This is a genomic window from Paenibacillus sp. FSL R7-0128 (assembly GCF_038002245.1).
In the GTDB taxonomy this organism is placed as follows: domain Bacteria; phylum Bacillota; class Bacilli; order Paenibacillales; family Paenibacillaceae; genus Paenibacillus_AQ; species Paenibacillus_AQ silagei.
Map to the genome: position 1 here is coordinate 3,839,979 of NZ_JBBOCD010000001.1, position 18,205 is coordinate 3,858,183.

Annotated in this window: 15 protein-coding genes; all 15 read left to right on the forward strand. The window is 54.6% G+C overall.

Going from position 1 to position 18,205, the window contains the following annotated elements:
* Positions 1–1,713, forward strand: a complete 1,713-nt coding sequence (locus tag NST26_RS15845; RefSeq protein WP_340952878.1) for a beta-N-acetylhexosaminidase family protein — start codon at positions 1–3, stop codon at positions 1,711–1,713.
* Positions 1,706–3,235 (forward strand): DUF4127 family protein, encoded by a 1,530-nt coding sequence (locus tag NST26_RS15850; RefSeq protein WP_340952876.1) that lies wholly within the window; start codon positions 1,706–1,708, stop codon positions 3,233–3,235. The genes NST26_RS15845 and NST26_RS15850 overlap by 8 nt, the downstream gene beginning before the upstream one ends.
* A gap of 127 nt (positions 3,236–3,362) precedes the next feature.
* On the forward strand, positions 3,363–4,070 hold the full coding sequence (locus tag NST26_RS15855; RefSeq protein WP_340958058.1) for an N-acetylmannosamine-6-phosphate 2-epimerase: 708 nt from the start codon (positions 3,363–3,365) through the stop codon (positions 4,068–4,070).
* Positions 4,057–4,890, forward strand: coding sequence for a MurR/RpiR family transcriptional regulator (locus NST26_RS15860; RefSeq protein WP_340952873.1), 834 nt, complete (start codon positions 4,057–4,059; stop codon positions 4,888–4,890). Before NST26_RS15855 ends, NST26_RS15860 begins: the two co-directional genes overlap by 14 nt.
* A gap of 539 nt (positions 4,891–5,429) precedes the next feature.
* Positions 5,430–6,347: an ROK family protein gene (locus tag NST26_RS15865; RefSeq protein ID WP_340952871.1), complete on the forward strand. Its 918-nt coding sequence runs from the start codon at positions 5,430–5,432 to the stop codon at positions 6,345–6,347.
* Positions 6,348–6,374: 27 nt separating this feature from the next.
* Positions 6,375–7,961, forward strand: a complete 1,587-nt coding sequence (locus NST26_RS15870; RefSeq protein ID WP_340952870.1) for an FAD-dependent oxidoreductase — start codon at positions 6,375–6,377, stop codon at positions 7,959–7,961.
* A 400-nt stretch (positions 7,962–8,361) separates the two neighbouring features.
* Positions 8,362–8,676 (forward strand): hypothetical protein, encoded by a 315-nt coding sequence (locus NST26_RS15875; RefSeq protein ID WP_155991517.1) that lies wholly within the window; start codon positions 8,362–8,364, stop codon positions 8,674–8,676.
* A 155-nt stretch (positions 8,677–8,831) separates the two neighbouring features.
* Positions 8,832–10,364, forward strand: coding sequence for a methyl-accepting chemotaxis protein (locus NST26_RS15880; protein ID WP_340979435.1), 1,533 nt, complete (start codon positions 8,832–8,834; stop codon positions 10,362–10,364).
* Positions 10,365–10,541: 177 nt separating this feature from the next.
* The gene (locus tag NST26_RS15885) at positions 10,542–11,039 is read left to right on the forward strand and encodes a DinB family protein (RefSeq protein WP_340979436.1); all 498 of its coding nucleotides are present in this window, start codon (positions 10,542–10,544) and stop codon (positions 11,037–11,039) included.
* A 160-nt stretch (positions 11,040–11,199) separates the two neighbouring features.
* Complete coding sequence (locus tag NST26_RS15890; RefSeq protein WP_036726939.1) at positions 11,200–11,877, forward strand: MBL fold metallo-hydrolase; 678 nt, start codon at positions 11,200–11,202, stop codon at positions 11,875–11,877.
* 27 nt (positions 11,878–11,904) lie between these two features.
* Positions 11,905–12,870 (forward strand): acyltransferase domain-containing protein, encoded by a 966-nt coding sequence (locus tag NST26_RS15895; RefSeq protein WP_340979437.1) that lies wholly within the window; start codon positions 11,905–11,907, stop codon positions 12,868–12,870.
* Positions 12,871–13,035: 165 nt separating this feature from the next.
* A complete protein-coding gene (locus NST26_RS15900) occupies positions 13,036–14,835 on the forward strand; it encodes a cache domain-containing sensor histidine kinase (RefSeq protein WP_340979438.1) in 1,800 nt (599 codons plus the stop codon).
* Positions 14,832–15,677 (forward strand): response regulator transcription factor, encoded by an 846-nt coding sequence (locus tag NST26_RS15905; protein ID WP_340979439.1) that lies wholly within the window; start codon positions 14,832–14,834, stop codon positions 15,675–15,677. The genes NST26_RS15900 and NST26_RS15905 overlap by 4 nt, the downstream gene beginning before the upstream one ends.
* A gap of 255 nt (positions 15,678–15,932) precedes the next feature.
* A complete protein-coding gene (locus NST26_RS15910; RefSeq protein ID WP_339256862.1) occupies positions 15,933–17,228 on the forward strand; it encodes an ABC transporter substrate-binding protein in 1,296 nt (431 codons plus the stop codon).
* Positions 17,229–17,313: 85 nt separating this feature from the next.
* Positions 17,314–18,198 carry a carbohydrate ABC transporter permease gene (locus NST26_RS15915; protein WP_036690801.1) on the forward strand — a complete coding sequence of 295 codons (885 nt, stop codon included), beginning with the start codon at positions 17,314–17,316 and terminating at the stop codon, positions 18,196–18,198.
* Positions 18,199–18,205: the final 7 nt, after the last annotated feature.

Below are 18,205 nucleotides of genomic sequence, written 5' to 3' on the forward strand. Positions count from 1 at the left end.
ATGGGAATTTCGTTACGGGACTGCCAATATCTGTTCCGCGACTATTATACGCAAGGGAAAGAGCTGGTGGTAGAGGGCCCGCAGCTGCGCTGTGAGCTGGCCTCGCGGTATGCGATGAATCAGGATGTAAACGGGCTACTTGCTGAAGGCGGAGACATCGTAATTCTGGAACCGGCCGGGCCGGGCGTAGCCACCGCTGATAAAGGCAATGCGCAGCTGATGCTGGAGTATGACGGCGGGCTTGTTGCGGATGGATACCGGCTGGTGATTGGAGAGGATGCGAAGCTTGTTGTCGCTGCGTCTAACCGTCGGGGACTGAAGTACGGGCTGGATGCGCTGAAAATGCTCCTGACCGTGGAGGAGGATTGCTGCCGCCTGCCGGTGGTTACGGTGGAGGATGAGCCTTCTTTTCCGGTGCGGGGCATTATTGAAGGCTTCTATGGCGTGCCATGGAGCTTCGCGGACCGGATGGATTCGGTCAGTTATATGAGCGGGCACCGGATGAACGCCTTCATGTACGCGCCGAAGGATGATCTCTATCACCGGAAGCTATGGCGTGAGCCGTACCCGGACGATGTGTTCACCAGAATTCATGACCTTAAGCAGGAATGCGACAAGCATCTGGTGGATTTCTACTATTGTATTAGCCCGGGCAATGATCTGGAATTCCGCAGCCAAGGCGACTTCGCGAAGCTTGCGGAGAAGCTTGGGGCCATGATCGCGATTGGAGTGCGGCATTTCGCACTGCTGATGGATGACATCGATTATGTGCTCCAAGACGACAACAAGCAGTTCCTGGAGCGCTCCGGGACCGCCCATGCCTATGTGACGAACCGGGTCTATGATTACTTAGCCGGATGTCTGCCGCACTTCACCCTGGCGATGTGTCCGTCGGAATACTGGTCGTATTGGAATACGGAGTACAAAAAGGATATCCGGGAGCAGCTTCATCCTGCTGTCAAAGTGTTCTGGACCGGCTATTTCGTCTTCGCTCCGGAGATTGGCCGGGGGCATGCGGAGGATAATTACAGTTTTTACGGGCATGAGCTGTGGCTGTGGGACAATATTCCGGTGAATGACTGCGATAAGGACCGGCTGTTCCTCGATCCGGTGCGCGGGCGCAGCTCCCGGCTCGGCAATTACGGGCATACAGCGGTCGTTGCCAATCCGATGAATCAGTGGGAATGCTCCAAGATCACGCTTAACACGATGGCCCATTATATGTGGAACAGCGAGCGTTATATGCCGGAGCTGTCCTGGGAGCTGTCTGTGCGTGAATTCGCCGGGGAGCTGGCGGAGGACATGATGTTCTTCTGCCGCCAGAATCTGAACAGCCGCCTGTACTCCGGTGGGTACCCGGAGCTGGACGATGCGCTGGCGGAGCGCGATCTGGACCGGCTGGACGCTTATTTCAGCCGGCTGGAGCAGGCTGCCGTGCGGCTTGGCGGCTTAGAGAATGCCAAGTTCATCGAAGAGGCAGGGCCATGGCTGCGCCGGGCCATCGGGGATGCTGTACTGTGGCGGGCTGTGCGCAGACAGCTCAAGGACCCGCTGAATCCGCAGGCTCAGGCGGAGGTGCACCAGCGGCTGGAGACCTGCCGCAGCTATGGTGTGCGTCTCGGCAGTGATCCGGCTGTGCGTGCGGCTGAGGCGCTGGGGATCGAGCTGCCGGTGATGGAGAAGGAGACAAAGGAGGAGGACCAGCATGTCTAAGCACCATAAGCTGATTCTGGTTCCGCTCGATGAGCGGCCCTGCAATTATGAATTCCCTTATCTGCTGGCACAGGGAACAGATTATAGAGTAGAGCGTCCGCCCGCCGGGATTATGGGGCTGAAGAAACGTCCGGGTGATGTTGAGCGGCTGTGGTCCTGGTTCGAGACTGCCTGTGAAGGTGCTGACGGTGCGGTGGTCGCGCTGGATACGCTGCTCTACGGCGGCATTATTCCCTCGCGGCTGCACCAGCTGGAGCTTGAAGTGCTGGCTGCGCGCCTGGAGCGGCTGCGGGAGATCCGGCGGCGTTATCCGCAGCTTAAGCTGTATGCGTTCCAGCTGATTATGCGCTGTCCGCAGTATTCTCTATCAGACGAGGAACCGGATTATTATGCCGACTGGGGCCGGGAGATTTTCCGCAAGGGCTTCATCGGCCACCGGCTGGAGCTGGGCATTGCCACGGATGAGGAGATCCGTGAGCTAGCCGATATTGATCTCCGGCTCCCGGCAGAGGTGCTTCAGGATTATCTTAGCCGCAGAGCAATTAATATCGAAGCGAACAAGCAGGCGCTGGAGCTGGTCCGGGACGGGCTGATTGACTTCATGATTGTTCCGCAGGATGATTCGGCGCCGTATGGGCATACCGCCAAGGACCAGGAGAAGGTGCGGGCACGGATCACGGCGCTTGATCTGGAGCTTAAGGTTTATATGTATCCGGGAGCAGATGAGGTAGGCTGCACGCTGCTCGCCCGGATGCTGAACAAATCCGAAGGGCGGAGGCCGATGATCTACCCGCGTTTGTCCGCTGTGCAGGGGGCATTCGTGACGCCGCTGTTCGAGGACCGCTTTTTCTATGAGACGCTGAAGTATCAGATCCTGGCCGCCGGGGGGCTGATCGCATCCAGTGCTGCCGAGGCAGACCTGGTTCTTCTGGTCAGCACGCCGGGTGAGACGATGGAGGAGGCGGTGTCGCAGAAGCATGCTTTTCATAGTTATGACGTATACCGGAACCTGATGGAACTTGTAGAGTACGGGGACTACCTTCTGCAGAGCAAGGAGATGCCGGTGTCTGTTGCGGACGTAGGCTATGCCAATGGCGGTGATCAGAAGCTGGTTAAGATGCTGCGGCAGAAGAACCTCCTGTTCGATCTGGCCGGATATGCCGCCTGGAATACCAGCTCCAATTCGCTTGGGACCGTAATCTCGCAGGCGATGATCTATCTGATCTACGGACGTACACAAGGGCATCTCGATTTCCTGGCGCTCCGCTATGCCGAGGATGTATGCTATTGTTCAGTAGTGCGCGGAGAGCTTAGTGAGGGCCCGGTGCAGGAGATGGGCTATGGTAAATACGAACTGGACGGACCGCGCGGCCGCGTAGCTGCGCGTGTACAGGAACGGCTGAGTGAGGAGCTGGCTGTACGGATCGACAGTCCAGCGGGAAGGGTTAAGATTACCGATTGCTATATGCCATGGAACCGGATGTTCGAGGTGGGCTTAACTGTGCAGTATGAGCCATCGTGAGGGCAGGGCTGATGATAAAATTAATTTGAAACAATACAGATAGGGAAGAGTGACGGGGGAATTTGGGAGCTGTAGGAGCGGTAGCAAGTTCAATTTATATATAATATAAGGAGAGAGGGTGGGGACCCTGAGCAAAAATATACTGGAAAGCCTGCATCTGGGGCTGATTGTATCCTGCCAGGCGCTGCCTGACGAGCCGCTGCACGGGCCGGAGATTATGGCCCGGATGGCGGTGGCGGCAGCGGAAGGCGGGGCCATCGCCATCCGGGCGAACGGGGCGGCAGATGTGCGGGCGATCAAGCAGGCAGTTGCGCTGCCGGTGATCGGCATCGTGAAGCGCAATTACCCGAATTCGGACGTCTATATTACCCCTACGCTTAGAGAGACTGAGGAGTTGCTGGAAGCGGGGGCGGATATTATAGCTTTTGACGGGACCCGGCAGACCCGGCCGGGGAATTGTACGCTGGAGCAGATCATAGACCTGCTCACGGCAAGCCCGGCGGCTTCCATGGCGGATATCTCCACTCTGGAGGAAGCGCTATACGCTGAGTCGCTTGGAGTCAGCTGCGTCTCGACCACCTTGTCGGGATATACACCGTATTCCCGTCAGCAGGAAGGGCCGAATCTGGAGTTGCTGGAGCAGGCTGCACAGCGGCTGAATATTCCGGTCATTGCCGAAGGCCGGATCAGCCAGCCCGCCCAAGTGGAGGCAGCGCTGGACCTGGGGGCCTATGCGGTGGTGGTAGGCTCCGCAATTACCCGGCCGCAGCTGATCACCCGGCCGTTCGCAGCAGCGGCGAGAAAAGTGAGGATGAACCGTAATGGAAATGAATGACCGAATCAACACGTATTACCCGTCCATGACTAAGTCAGAGCAGAAGGTAGCCCGGTGTGTGCTTGAGCATCCGGATAATCTGATCTATCTGTCTGTGACTGAGCTGGCGGATTTCGCCGGAACGGGCGAGACCACGGTGATGCGCTTCTGCCGCAAAATCGGCTTCAAGGGCTATCAGGATTTCAAGCTGATGCTGGCCCAGGGCCTACCGAAGCGGCAGACTCTGCCGGACGGCGAGCAGGGGGCAGGCGGAGGGGATTACGCCGACCACCTGTATGCCTTAATGGTTGGCGTATTGCAATCCAGCCTGGGCATGCTGGACCGGGAGCAGCTGCAGCAGGCGGTAGACGCTCTGGATCAGGCCCGGTATGTCCAGTTCTTCGGCGTAGGCTCATCCGGCATCACAGCACTGGACGCCAAGAACCGCTTCCTGCGGATCGGGCGGCGTGTCGAAGCCAATTCCGACAGCCATATTCAGTCGATGATGGCAGTGACGATGGGGGCGGGCGATGTGGCATTTGGCATCAGTGTATCAGGCAGCACACTGGATACGAATGACATGCTGATGAAGGCCAAGCAGAACGGGGCCAAGGTGATTGCTATGACTAACTACGCCAAGTCCCCGATTGCTTCCATTGCCGACATTGTGCTGCTGACAGCCGGGAAGGAATCGCCGCTGGAAGGCGGCTCCGTAGGGGCTAAGGTCTCCCAGTTGTTCATTATCGACCTGCTCTGCCAAGGGCTGGAGCAGCTCCATGCCGAAGAGACCAAGCGGATGAAGGAGCTCACCGCGCGGGCGGTCATTGACCGGATTTATTAGGATTCGGGGGAATGAAGCGATGGTACGTGATGTACCGTGTAACGGTAAGGGATTGGCGGGGGCTGATGTGCTGGTGCGAGGGCAAATGGGCAGAATGTATGCGGAAAACCGAACACAATTGGACCGGGTGCGCCGTGTAGGCCGAATGTAATCGAAAAACCGAACACAATTGGACCGGGTGCGCTGCGTAGGCCAAAAGTAATCGAAAAACCGAATAGAATTGGACCAGGTGCGCCGCGTAGGCCGAATGTAATCGAAAAACCGAACACAATTGGACCGGGTGCGCCATGTAGGCCGAATGTAATCGAAAAACCGAACACAATTGGACCGGTGGCGCCGCGTAGGCCGAATGTAATCGAAAAACCGAACACAATTGGACTGGTGGCGCCGCGTAGGCCGAATGTAATCGAAAAACCGAACACAATTGGACCGGGTGCGCCGTGTAGCCCGTACGTTTATCGCAGTGTCAGACGTATTTTCACAGAAAAACCGAGTACAAATCGAATGAAGAGACAGATGCAATAGTGGAGGTGGCGCGAATGCGGCAAGTCATAGGCGTGGATATCGGAGGGACAGGCATCAAAGGGCTTGTAACCGATGAAGCGGGGACGATTCTCGCGGAAGCCGGACGCGACACGGAGGCCCGGCTGGGCCGGGAGGTTATTCTCGGCCAGCTCCACAGCCTGGTGGAGGAACTGCTGGCTGGCCATCCTGCGGTGGAAGCGCTGGGGATTGGCTCGGCGGGCAGGGTGAATGCGGATTCGGGCGAGGTGGTCTACGCCACCGATAATCTGCCCGGCTGGCAGGGGATGCAGCTGACGCAGTGGGCAACGGCTGCGTTCGGACGGCCTGCGGTGGCCGATAACGATGCCAACGCGGCGCTGCTGGGCGAGGCCTGGCTGGGCGCGGGACGCGGCAGGGCGAGCCTGGTCATGCTGACCCTGGGCACCGGGGTCGGCGGGGCTAATCTGGCGGAAGGCCGGCTGCTGCGCGGAGCCGCCTGGAGCGGTGGCGACTGGGGGCACAGCGTGCTGGTGCCGGGAGGTCGCCCCTGTAATTGCGGCAAGCGCGGCTGCGCGGAGCAATATGTGTCCGGCCAGGCGCTGCTGCGGCTGGCACTGGAGGAGACCGGCCGGGCGTATGCGCACGGGCGGGAGATTATGGCGGCGGCGGAGCGGGGCGACGCGTCAGCACTGGCGGTGCTGGAGCGCTTCACAGCGGATCTTGCGCTGGTGACAGCTAACATCGGGGCGGCGGTAGACCCCGAGCTGATTATTATCGGCGGCGGGGTCATTCAGAGCCGCGCGGTCTGGTGGCCGCTGCTGGCCGGGCAAGCGGGCGGTAGTTTGGCCGCCCGAATCGTGCCGGCGGAGCTGGGCAACCGGGCAGGCTGCTTCGGCGCAGCCCGGCTGGCTCTGGAACGGCTGCGCCGGGACGAAGGCGAAAGGCAGATCTAACTGCTGCGGCAGGGAGGAGACAGAGAGATGGCTGGTGAACAGGAGAAGCATTCGGATGTAGTAATTATCGGCGGCGGACTTGGAGGAACGGCGGCGGCACTGGCCGCAGCCAAAGCCGGGCTGCGCGTGCTTATGACCGAGGAGACGGACTGGCTGGGCGGGCAATTGACCTCCCAGGCCGTGCCGCCGGATGAGCACCGCTGGATTGAGGAATCGGGCAGTACCGCGTCTTACCGGGAGTTCCGCAGCAGAGTCAGGGAGTATTACAGGCGGAATTATCCGCTTACGGAAGCTGCCAGGAGTAACCCTATACTGAATCCCGGCAACGGTTGGGTCAGCCGGCTGGCACATGAGCCGAAGGTAGCACTGGCTGTTCTGCAGGAGATGCTGGCCCCATATGTGAACACCGGGCAGATCGAGGTGCTCTATCATACGGTGCCGGTCGCTGCCGATACTGAAGGAGATTACGTTACTGGAGTGACCGTCCGGCAGGGAACGGGCGGTAAGCTTTTCAGGCTGCGCGGCGACTATTATCTGGACGCCACGGAGTGCGGCGATCTGCTGCCGCTGGCCGGAGTGGAGCATGTCAGCGGCGCTGAAGCCCGCAGCGAGACAGGGGAGCCGCATGCTCTGGAGGCACAGGACCCGCTCGACATGCAGTCGATTACCCACGTGGCGGCGGTGGACTATGTGCCGGGTGGAAACTATACGATTCCGCGTCCAATAGATTATGATTACTGGCGCGAATATGTCCCATCGTTCTCGCAGTATCCGATCTTAAGCTGGTTCGCTTCAGATGCAGACGATACTAGCAAGCTGAAGCAGTTCACGATGTTCCCGAATGAGCAGGGGATTGTCTCCCTGTGGGATTACCGGCGGATCGTAGACCCGGCCATCTGGACGGAGCCGCTGAATGACGGCGAAGTCACTCTGCTGAACTGGGCACTGAACGATTACTATGCGGGGTCAATTATCGGCGTATCGCCGGAGGAACGGGAGCGGCACCTGGAGGGGGCGAGACAGCTTACCCTCTCACTCGTGTATTGGCTCCAGACCGAAGCGCCCCGCATGGACGGCGGGCAGGGCTACCCGGGCGTGCGCCTGCGCGGAGATGTGCTCGGCACAGAAGACGGGCTGGCCAAGGCCCCTTATATCCGGGAATCCCGGCGCATCCGCGGATTGTATACGATAGCAGAGCAGGATGTGAGCAAGGAGCTGCGCGGCCCGGCCGGGCCTAAGCGTTATGAGGATAGCGTAGGGGTAGGCAGCTATCATCTGGATCTTCATCCCACGACAGTGAGCCAGCGTACCTTTTATATCCCGAACCATCCTTATGAGATTCCTCTCGGATCATTGATCCCGGTGCGGGTCAAGAACCTGCTCCCGGCTTGCAAGAACATATCCATGACCCAGATTGCGAACGGCTGCTACCGCCTGCATCCCACAGAATGGAATATCGGCGAAGCGGCGGGCACCCTCGCGGCCTATGCCATCAGGCAACAGGTCGAACCATCGGCAGTCAGAGAATCAGCGGAACATCTAAGGGCCTATCAGCAGCAACTGATCGAGCTCGGCGTTCAGCTGCACTGGACCCCGGAGGAGCTGGAGACTTAAGCGCACCTTCTCCGGCCATCCAGTATAGCTCAAACGTCTATAATTATATATCCAAGGTAAGGTGCCTCGTCAGCGGGGTGCCTTTTTGGTATGGGCTACCTAGTTGTCGATGTTACCTGGCAGCAAGTAGGTGGATAAACGTATCTTGTTCAGTTGGTTTTGGCAGAAACGGAGGAAGCAAGTGGAAATTGTACAACTAAATTGCTTCAGTCTCGCTCCTTAGTAGAAAATGCGAAAAATTAAGTGCCTTTTCTCCAACTGCTATCCTACTATGGCCTAATCGTCCATCAGCAAGTGTAGAAAATCCAACTGTTTCCCTGATCCATAGAAAACAAGTTCTAATCTATAAAATAAAGTATTAGACTGACATTGTATATTTGAGCTAAGGGGAAGGGATAACATGCAATTACTTGATTGGTTAAACCGCAATCGAATATGTAAATGTGAAACCTGTATAACTGAGCTTAATGTTTATGCATATGGCTCTGGTGAATCGCTGATTTTGTACTGTGTTGCATGTAATGAGTATTTTTTCAGAGCAGATCCTAGCTCACCTGTAAATAAGCATGATGTTCCTGAAGGACTTTTAAAACTATGGGGAATGGATCCTTATAATATTTATTATAAAGGGATTCCAATTAGCCAAGCATACGAGCCCAAGTGGATTAGATTGCTTCGAAAATTTTTGAGAAAATGCAAAACGTTAGTCAAATAACAGCGGCAGTCTGAGACTTTTGTCAAGTCTTATTCCGCCGCTGTTTTATCTCGAATTTTAACTATAAATTTATATATAAAAGTTCAGGCCTGTTATATACTCAATCTAGCTTTCCCAAGCAGCGCACACCATGAGATGAGGAGAACTGAGAGAACATGCCAATTCTGAACAGATTCAAAGGAAACACACACGCAGATGCGCCGCCCCAAACAGACCATCAGCTGATCGACCTATTACGAAATTATGTGGAGCGGGCTGAGCGCAAGGAAGAAGAGCAAGCCGATACATATTCTGCCGCAGTTCCTGATGAACTGCAAGCATTGTTAACGCGACTAACGTCCGTGATACATAAGCGTGAGGACTATTACAAGGTTCGGTTGGAGATGATCACTGAAGCGATTGAGATCTCCCTGTGGGAGATGGATGTATATGAGGGTGATCCGGTGAATCCGAATAATGAGTTCAGGTGGACGGATGAGCTGCGCCGGATGATCGGCTATACGGATGAGCATGATTTTCCCAATGTGCTGGAGAGCTGGTCCAATTGCCTTCATCCCGAGGATAAAGAGGGGGTACTGCAGCTGTTCGCAGATCATATGCTGGACCGGACGGGCACGATCAAATACGACATTGAATACCGGCTCAAGACGAAAGCAGGCGAGTACAAATGGTTCCAGGCGACGGGCACAACCGTACGTGCCGCTGACGGATCACCTATTATGGTAGCCGGAGCTTTGCTGGATATTCATGATAAAAAAATCAAACAGGACGAGCTGGGCGCACTGGTGGTCCGCTATGATCTGGTGAACCGCGCCCTGGTGGAAGCACCTTGGGATATGGTGGTTATCGCAGGAGATCCGGTCAACCCGGATAATGAGTTCTGGTGGTCGGAGCAATTCCGCCGAACGATTGGTTTTGAAGGCGAACATGATTTCCCGAACCTGTTAAGCAGCTGGAGCAACCAGCTACACCCGGAGGATCTGCAGCCCACGCTGGATGCCTTCGCCAATCATCTTAATGACTACACCGGGCAGACGGACTATACAGTGAACTACAGATTGCGCTCCAAAAATGGCGAGTATCGCTGGTATCACGCAGGCGGTGAAACGATCCGGGACGAGCAGGGTATCCCTCTGCGGGTAGCAGGAACGATTCGTGATATTACGCAGGAAATCAATAAAGAGGATACAATCAGACGGGTAAACCTGCAGATGGAAGGCTTGCTGACTGCGATTAACGAGATTGTTCACGGGATTGTATCGGTAACAGAGCAAGCTCAGGATATCGCCGAAGTCCAGGAGCAATCCTACAAGGCTGCAGTTGATGTGAAAGAAAAAACGAATGAAACCAAAGAAATCACCAAATTCATCAGTGAGGTCTCGAATCAGACCAGTCTGCTCGGGCTGAATGCTTCCATTGAAGCTGCTCATGCGGGGGAGTATGGTCGGGGCTTCTCTATTGTGGCAAGTGAGGTGCGCAAGCTCGCAGACCACAGCAAGATGGCTTCGAACAATATTGAGAAAACCACGCAGGAGATGAATGACCGCATCGATCATATTATCAGCACCATTAACGGCATGTCTAGTTTGACCGAAGCACAGGCTGCACTGACGCAAGAGGTTAATGCTTCTGTCGAGGAAGTAAGCAGGATGTCGGAGGAGCTGTTAGGTATTCTGCGTACTTTATAAGCGTTAACTGGAATAGAACACCATAGCCTGAGATCAAAAAGCGAAATGGAGCTTTAAGCATTTCGCTTTTTTGTGTTGCAAATTAGATTCGATATCAGAATTGACAAATCATCAGAATCCAGCTATATTGAATTTTGGTAAATTATATTTCGCACAATCAATAGGAGGATCATACTGATGTCCGAATCCAACCAAGCTTTTGGTCAAGCGCTGGTGAAATCTTTGGTAGGGGAGCGCGGTCATATTCCGATCGCCCGGGCCTTGCCGGATCTGACACTGGAGCTTGCAGGTTATACAATAGAAGGAATTCCTTACTCCATCTATCAGCTGGTGAAGCACATGGGCTTCTGGCAGGATTTCATGCTGACCCACCTGGAGGGCGGCCAGCCTCAGCGGCCTACAAGCGTACAGGAGAGCTGGCCTGCGGAGAAGGCCCCGGCAGAGGAAGCCCAGCTTCAGGAGGCCATCGCACATCTGCTGCAAGGTGTCGATAAGGCGGTTGCTATCGCTCAGAGCGCACAGCTTGACGAGCCATTAGCCCATTTTCCAGGGGAGACCAAGGGCGGGCTGCTGCGCAATATCGCCTCCCATAACTCCTATCACCTGGGGGAGATTGTTCTGCTCCGCCGTCTGCAGGGTGCGTGGCCACCGCCAGGGGGCGGTTATCCTGCTTAAAGAGAATAATCCTGGAAAAGTCTGCAATGCTAGGTTGCAGGCTTTTTGCTATGGAAGCAATAACATTCATTGACAGTTCGTGAAAAAGTAGATGATAATTTAGTAGATTCATCCTATAAATAATGGAAATCAGATCTATCAAATCTTCAAGGAGGCGGGCATGGAAGCAACCTATGATCTGTTTACGATTAAAACGCATTGCATGAATTTCCTGAACTACGCTTATCTCGGTATTGACAAGACTTCCCGCAAAGCTTTTGTAGTTGATCCATCCTGGGATGTATCGCAGATGATCCGTATTCTGGATTCGCATGAGGCCACAGTCACGGCTGTTCTGCTGACCCACTCTCATTTTGATCATACCAATATGGTGAAGAAGCTTGAGCTGCTCTACCGTCCTACGGTCTACATCTCCAAAACCGAGGCAGATTACTATAAATACCGCTGCAACCGGCTCCGAACCGTCGAGGACATGGACCTCATTCGTATCGGTGATTCACGGATTACCTGTCTTGTGACGCCCGGCCACACGCAGGGAAGTGTCTGTTACTGGGGGCAGGACCATCTGTTCTCCGGGGATACGGTATTTATTGAAGGCTGCGGCTTATGCGACAGTAGCGGAGGCTCGGCTGAGGATATGTTTAATAGCATCCACCGGCTCATCCGGCTGATTCCTCCCAGCACCCGGGTATACCCGGGACATTCCTTCGGCGATCCGCCAGGCAAAGAGATGAGCTATCTCTACAAAAATAATCTGTATTTCCAGATTGATGATATCAATCATTTTGTGAAATTCAGGAACCGTAAGAATAATGCCAGACTGCTTGATTTCAAATAAGCCGCTCTACAATCAGGGGGGACGGAAATGCACAGCGAAATCGTATTTATGTTCTCCGGGCAAGGCTCGCAATATAATAAAATGGGGCTTGAATTGTTCGGGAAGCAGCCGGTATTCCGGCAATCGATGGAACGCCTGGACCGGATTGTTCATCAGCTGACCGGCAAGAGCGTGATTGAAGAGCTGTATCAGAACTCACGAGGTAAGGGTGCCAGCTTCGAAAATATTATCTTTTCCCATCCTGCAATCTTCATGGTGCAATACGCGCTGGCGGAGACTCTGGAAGCTGAGGGAATCACCCCACGCTACACGCTGGGAGTCAGTCTCGGGGAGTATGTGGCGCTGGCGGTGGCTAAAGTACTGACGCCTGAACAGGTGCTGGAGCTGATTGTGACGCAAGTACGGCTGCTAGAGGATACCTGCGACAACGGCGCGATGATTGCTGTTCTGGATCATGTGCAGCTCTATCACCGGAACGCCGAGCTGAACACCCGCTCCGAACTGATCGCTGTGAATTTCGACAAGCACTTCACCATCGCCTGCAGAAGCGGGCATACCGGCGAAATCCAGCAGTTCCTAAGAGCACAGGGTGTGGCCAGTCTGAAGCTGCCTGTGAACTACGCCTTCCATTCCTCGTTCATCGATGAACTGGAGAAGCCTTATCGTACATATATGAAGAAGATCGATTACAAGACGCCTGCTCCGGGAGTGACACTGGTATCGGCCATGACCGGGGGGAAGGTGCAGACGGTGGATGAATCCTTCCTGTGGGATGTGGTGAGGAAGCCGATGAATTTCCGCACAGCCCTGGAGGGTCTGACTGCACGCGGGCCGCGGCTGCTGCTCGATCTGAGCCCGTCGGGTACACTGGAGAACTTCGGCAAGTATATTCTCGGCAAGCCGCTGGCCCATAAGGTCCGGTCAGTGATTACACCGATGGGCAGCGAGCTGAAGAAGCTGAATGAGATTGTGAACGATACCTTAGAAGTCTGATTAAGCCCAATCCCTTCAAGCAGCGTTTTCTCTAAGTTATGGAGAGCCGCTGCTTTTCTGTTGTTGTAATTTGTGTATAATACATGTACAACCATACATGTAACGGAGGGAACGATGAAGCGGTTCATGCCATATCCATCCCTCTCGAAGAGGTTAAGGGCGTATATGCCCTTTCTATTCAGCGGAAGTATGCCGCTGCGGCGAAAGATTCTGCTAAGCAACCTCCTGATTGTCCTGCTGGCACTGGTGATTTTCATGGTCAGCATTCAGCGGATTGTCTTCAATCAGACCCTGGAGAGAACCACGGCAAGCTCACAGCAGGAAGTGAGGCTGGTCAAGCAGTCGATGGAGACGGTGTTCCAGTCGGTCCAGAATTTCACCAAGTTCGTGCTGATCAATCAGGACACCCAGAAGCTGCTCAGCAGCGATACCGGTGCCGGCAATGATGTTGCTGCACTGAAGTCGATCTACAATACACTTGCAGCGATGCTAGTAACCGAGCCGAATATTGATTCCGTAATTATAGAATCCTTGAGCGGCAATCTCTATTACACCTCCAATCTGACCGGCGTGACCCGGGAGAGTCTGGGAATCTATCCCAAAGCGGAGATCGATGCAGCCAGAGGTGGGGCGGTCTGGGCGGATTCGCTGACGCCTGCTTTTCTGTCCGGGATGAAGCATAAGAATATGATCAGTGTGGGCAGGGTCATTAAGAGCATGGAGAAGGGGACCCCGCTTGGCTATATCTATGTCAACATTGACGAGCGGACGCTTGCCCGCCTCTATCATAATGAACAGAACCCGGAGAGCGCTACGCTGGTCATTAACCGGTATGGAAGAATCATCTCTGCGAATGAAGCCACAAGGGTGAACCAGCCGGTCTCGGAGGCATCCCTCGCAGGCTGGGTCCAATCAGTCCCGCAAGGGACGCGAACCCAGGAGGTTGCCGAAGACCGCTATTTAGTATCCATGCAGAGTCTCGCTTCCTATGACTGGAAGGTAGTCCAACTGGTGCCAATATCGGAGCTAACCTACGGGTACTGGAAAATCGCCCTGCTGCTGGCCGCGTTCGGCCTGATCAGCATCGTGTCGGCCGTGCTTCTGTCTGTCTTTTTCGCCCGCCGGCTGACCCGGCCGCTGAGCCAGCTTAGCGAGGTGATTGTCGAGGTGGGCAGCGGGAATCTGGAGCAGCGCGCCGCCGCCGACACTGAGGATGAAGTCGGCCGGTTAGGAGCTACCTTCAATGACATGGTGGAGCGCATCCAGCGCCTGATGGTTCAGGTGGAGACGGAAGAGAAGACCAAACGGATGCTGGAGCTGCGGCTGCTCTATTCGCAGATCAAGCCGCATTTCCTGTACAATACACTGGACACGATCCGGGCGATGGCTGTGATGTCGGGGGCGAAGGACATCAGCAAGATGCTGAAGGCGCTGGGAGAGTTCTACCGGATATCGCTTAGCAACGGACAGGAGCTGATTACGGTGGCCCAGGAGCAGAAGCATCTGGAGAGCTACCTGTATATTCAACAGATCCGTTTCCCTAAGCTGAACTACCGGATATGGATCGAGCCGGGGCTGGAGTCCTGCCTGGTGCCGACCATGCTGCTTCAGCCGCTGGTCGAGAATGCGATCCACCATGGCATTAGAGGGATGGCGGACGGAGGCTGGTGTGAAATTACCTGCGAAGCGGAGACCACGAATGGACAGAGCCGGCTCTGCTTCACCGTCCGCGACAACGGCAAAGGCATGAGCGAAGAGCAGCAGCGGCTGATCTGGTCCGGGCATGACAGTGCGGAGAAGTACAGCTTCGGACTCCGAAACATTCAGGACCGCATCCGCCTGCGTTTCGGCGGGGTCTATGGAATCTCTCTGACCTCTGAGCCAGGCCAGGGTGTAGAAGTGAAGCTGCGCTTGCCGCTGCTTATGCAGACGAACGAACAGGAAGAGGGGACAGTCAGACTATGAGTATAGCACCGGTAGCCCGCGTCCTGATTGTGGATGACGAATATTATTTCAGGCAGCTCCTGATCCGTCTGGTGGACTGGGAGGCAGCCGGGTTCGAGGTGGCCGCAGAAGCGGATGACGGCACGGCCGCATTGCAGATCATCGGGGAGCAGCCAATTGATCTCATCATTACGGATATTGAGATGCCGAATATGAACGGGCTTGAATTCATTGGGGAGGTCCGTAAGCTGAATTCGGCGGCCAAGCTGATTTTCATCACCAGCTACGATAATTTCTCTTATGCCCAGCAGGCCATTTCGCTTGGAGCGGACCATTATCTGCTGAAGCCCGTCGATGAGGATGCTGTCGAACAGGCCCTCCGCACGATCCGGACGCAGCTGACGGAGAAGTGGGAGGCAGAGCGCTATATCAACCGGCTCAGAATCAAAGCCGGGGATGTGCAGGAGCCGCAGGCAGGCGATGCCCGTGCGCAGAAGCGGCAGAGCAGCGGCACGGCCTTAATCAGCAAGACCATCGCCTATGTGACGGCACATTACGCTGAGGATACATTGTCACTCCAGAGTACGGCCAGCGCCCTGTTTGTGAACCCGAGCTATTTAAGCCATGCGTTCAAGAAGGAGACCGGCGAGTCTTTTGTGGAATATGTAACGAACGTCCGTCTTGGGGAGGCTATGAAGCTGCTCAGCCAGGGGGCCACCGGGGAGGAAGCCCCGGCACCCAAGATTGCGACGATTGCCCGGCAGGTGGGCTATAAAGACCCGTTCTATTTCAGCAAATGCTTCAAGAAACGTTACGGAATGACCCCGAATACCGTATACAGCGGTTCCTATTCGGATACATAAAGAGCAGCTATACTCAGAGTCCGGTGTTTTGCAGCCGGGCTTTTTCATTTGATTACATTTTCGCTGATTAAAGTTAACCCTGTGTAAAGCTGCCGTAAAGATGGGAACGCCCCGTAAATTAAGTGTAAAGTAATCTGACATACCTAAAAATTTTACTGTTAGAACCAATATATCTCCATTCGTGCACGGCGGTTCACTTGTTAAGATGATACCTGTAAGTCAAAACCCGAAATATTGAAAGGTGGTCCAACACAAATGTTCGGAAAAAAGCTTGGGGTAGTTGCAGCATCCATCGCGCTCAGCAGTGTAGTGCTTAGTGCTTGCGGAGGAGCCAATGGTAACGAAGGGGCAACTCAGAATCAGGATGCGAAACCGGCGGAAGGCAAGGAATCTGTCTCCTTATGGATGTTCGATGCAGATCCGATGTATCAGGCTGCTGCCGAGGCTACCGCAGCGGAAGTCGGCGTGGATTTGAACTATGAGTACATACAGGACGAGACCTACAAGACTAAAATCAGTGTTGCACTGGCTGCCAATGAGCTGCCGGATGTCTTCCAGCAGCATGCCGGGAAGTCCTACCGGACACCTGTACTGCAATCAAAAACGGTAGCCCCGCTGAACGATACCCTGGATTCCACGGGACTTGGTGCGAAATTTCTGGACAACCAGCTGGTGAAGGAGGAGGACGGCAATATCTATTCCGTTCCTTCCAACATCAGTACAACCCTGGTCTTCTACTATAACAAAAAGCTGATGAGCGATCTGGGCGCTACGCCTCCGGCAACCTGGGACGATCTTCAGGCGCTTGTAACCAAGGCCGAAGCTAAAGGGATCATCCCTATCGCCCTCGGCGGCAAGGAAAGATGGCAGGGCGATCTGCTGTACAACATGCTCGTAGCACGTCAGGACGTTAACGCCTTCGACAATGCGATTAAGGGCGATGCGAAGTTTACAGATGCTCCATTTGTAGATGCAGCGAAGCAAGTAGCCACCCTGGTAAGCAGCAATGCCTTCCAGAAGGGCTTCCTCGGCTCGGCTTACCTGGATGCCCAGGAGCTGTTCAAGAACGATAAGGCTCTGATCTGGATTGACGGCAGCTTCAACTTCGGCGCGCTGTCGAAGGCCATGGGCGATAATCTCGGATATATCGCATTCCCTAAGACTGGTGCAGAGGATGTCTACAGTGCGACGATCGGCTTCCAGAACTCGGCGGCACCTTACTCCTTGTTCGTAAACAACAGCTCTAAGCACGTGGGCAAAGCCAAGGAATTCGCTATTAAGCTGTCCCTCAAGCTCAATGATGAATTCGTACGCAAAGGCCTGCCGGGCTATGCCGCCAGCGAAGTGAAGTCGGAGTCGCAGAATGAGCAGCTCTCCGCTTATGCTACGGATATCAGCAAAACAGCCAAAACCCAGGCGATGTGGTTCGGCCTGCTGTCGGCAGATACTGGTCAGGAATACCGCGATATGACGCAGCAACTCTATGGCGGCAATCTGACGCCTGAGGAATACACAGCACAGCTGGAAACATTGCTCCGTTCGGCAGAGTAAGACAGGTTTTACAAATATAATAGGGGAAAGGCGATGCAGTCTCTTGGACCGCATCGCTTTTCTGCACTCTGATAGGTGGATAGTGATGGAAAGAGCGCTCTCGGATAAGAAATTAATCGCTTTGTTTCTAGTGCCCGGTTTAACCGTATTTCTGGTCTTCTATTTCGTGCCGATCCTCATGACGGCGTATTACAGCTTCCAGGAGTGGGACGGGATTAACCCTATGGCCTTCGTGGGGCTGGACAATTACACCAAGATGTTCACCGCAGATAAAAGCTTCTGGAAGGCGGTATGGAACAGTGTGGCCTTCCTGCTGACAGGCGTGTTCGTCCAGCTTCCGCTCTCATTCGGCCTGGCGCTGCTGGTCTCCCGAAAGATGAAGGGACGCAAATGGTTCCGCAATATTTACTTTTTCCCGGTGGTCATGTCAACGACGATGGTCAGTCTGCTGTGGGTCAAAATCTACGATCCGAACATCGGGATGCTGAACACGCTGCTGGAAGCCGCTCACCTCGGCAGTTGGGCACAGGCCTGGCTTGGAGATACCAAGACGGCACTCTTGTCTGTCCTGATCGTAACGACCTGGCATTATGTAGGCTATAACATGCTGATCCTGTTTGCCGGTATCCAAGGTATCTCAGAGCAGTACTATGAGGCCGCGAAGCTGGACGGAGCTGTCGGCTGGAAGGCCGTCCGTTATATCACGCTTCCGTTATTGTCTGATGTGCTGCGGATCTGTGTCGTGCTGAACGTGATTTATGCGCTTAAGACTTTTGAAAGTGTGTATGTTATGACGAATGGCGGACCGCTGCATTCCACAACCATGATTGCTCTGAAAATGTTCCAGGAAGCGTTCCTAAAGCAGAACTTCGGTTACGGCAGCGCACTTGCTGTGTTCATGGTGCTGGAGTGTCTGATCATCGCCTGGGTGCTCAATAAAGTGCTTACCCGTGAAAAAATTGAATATTAAGGAGGAC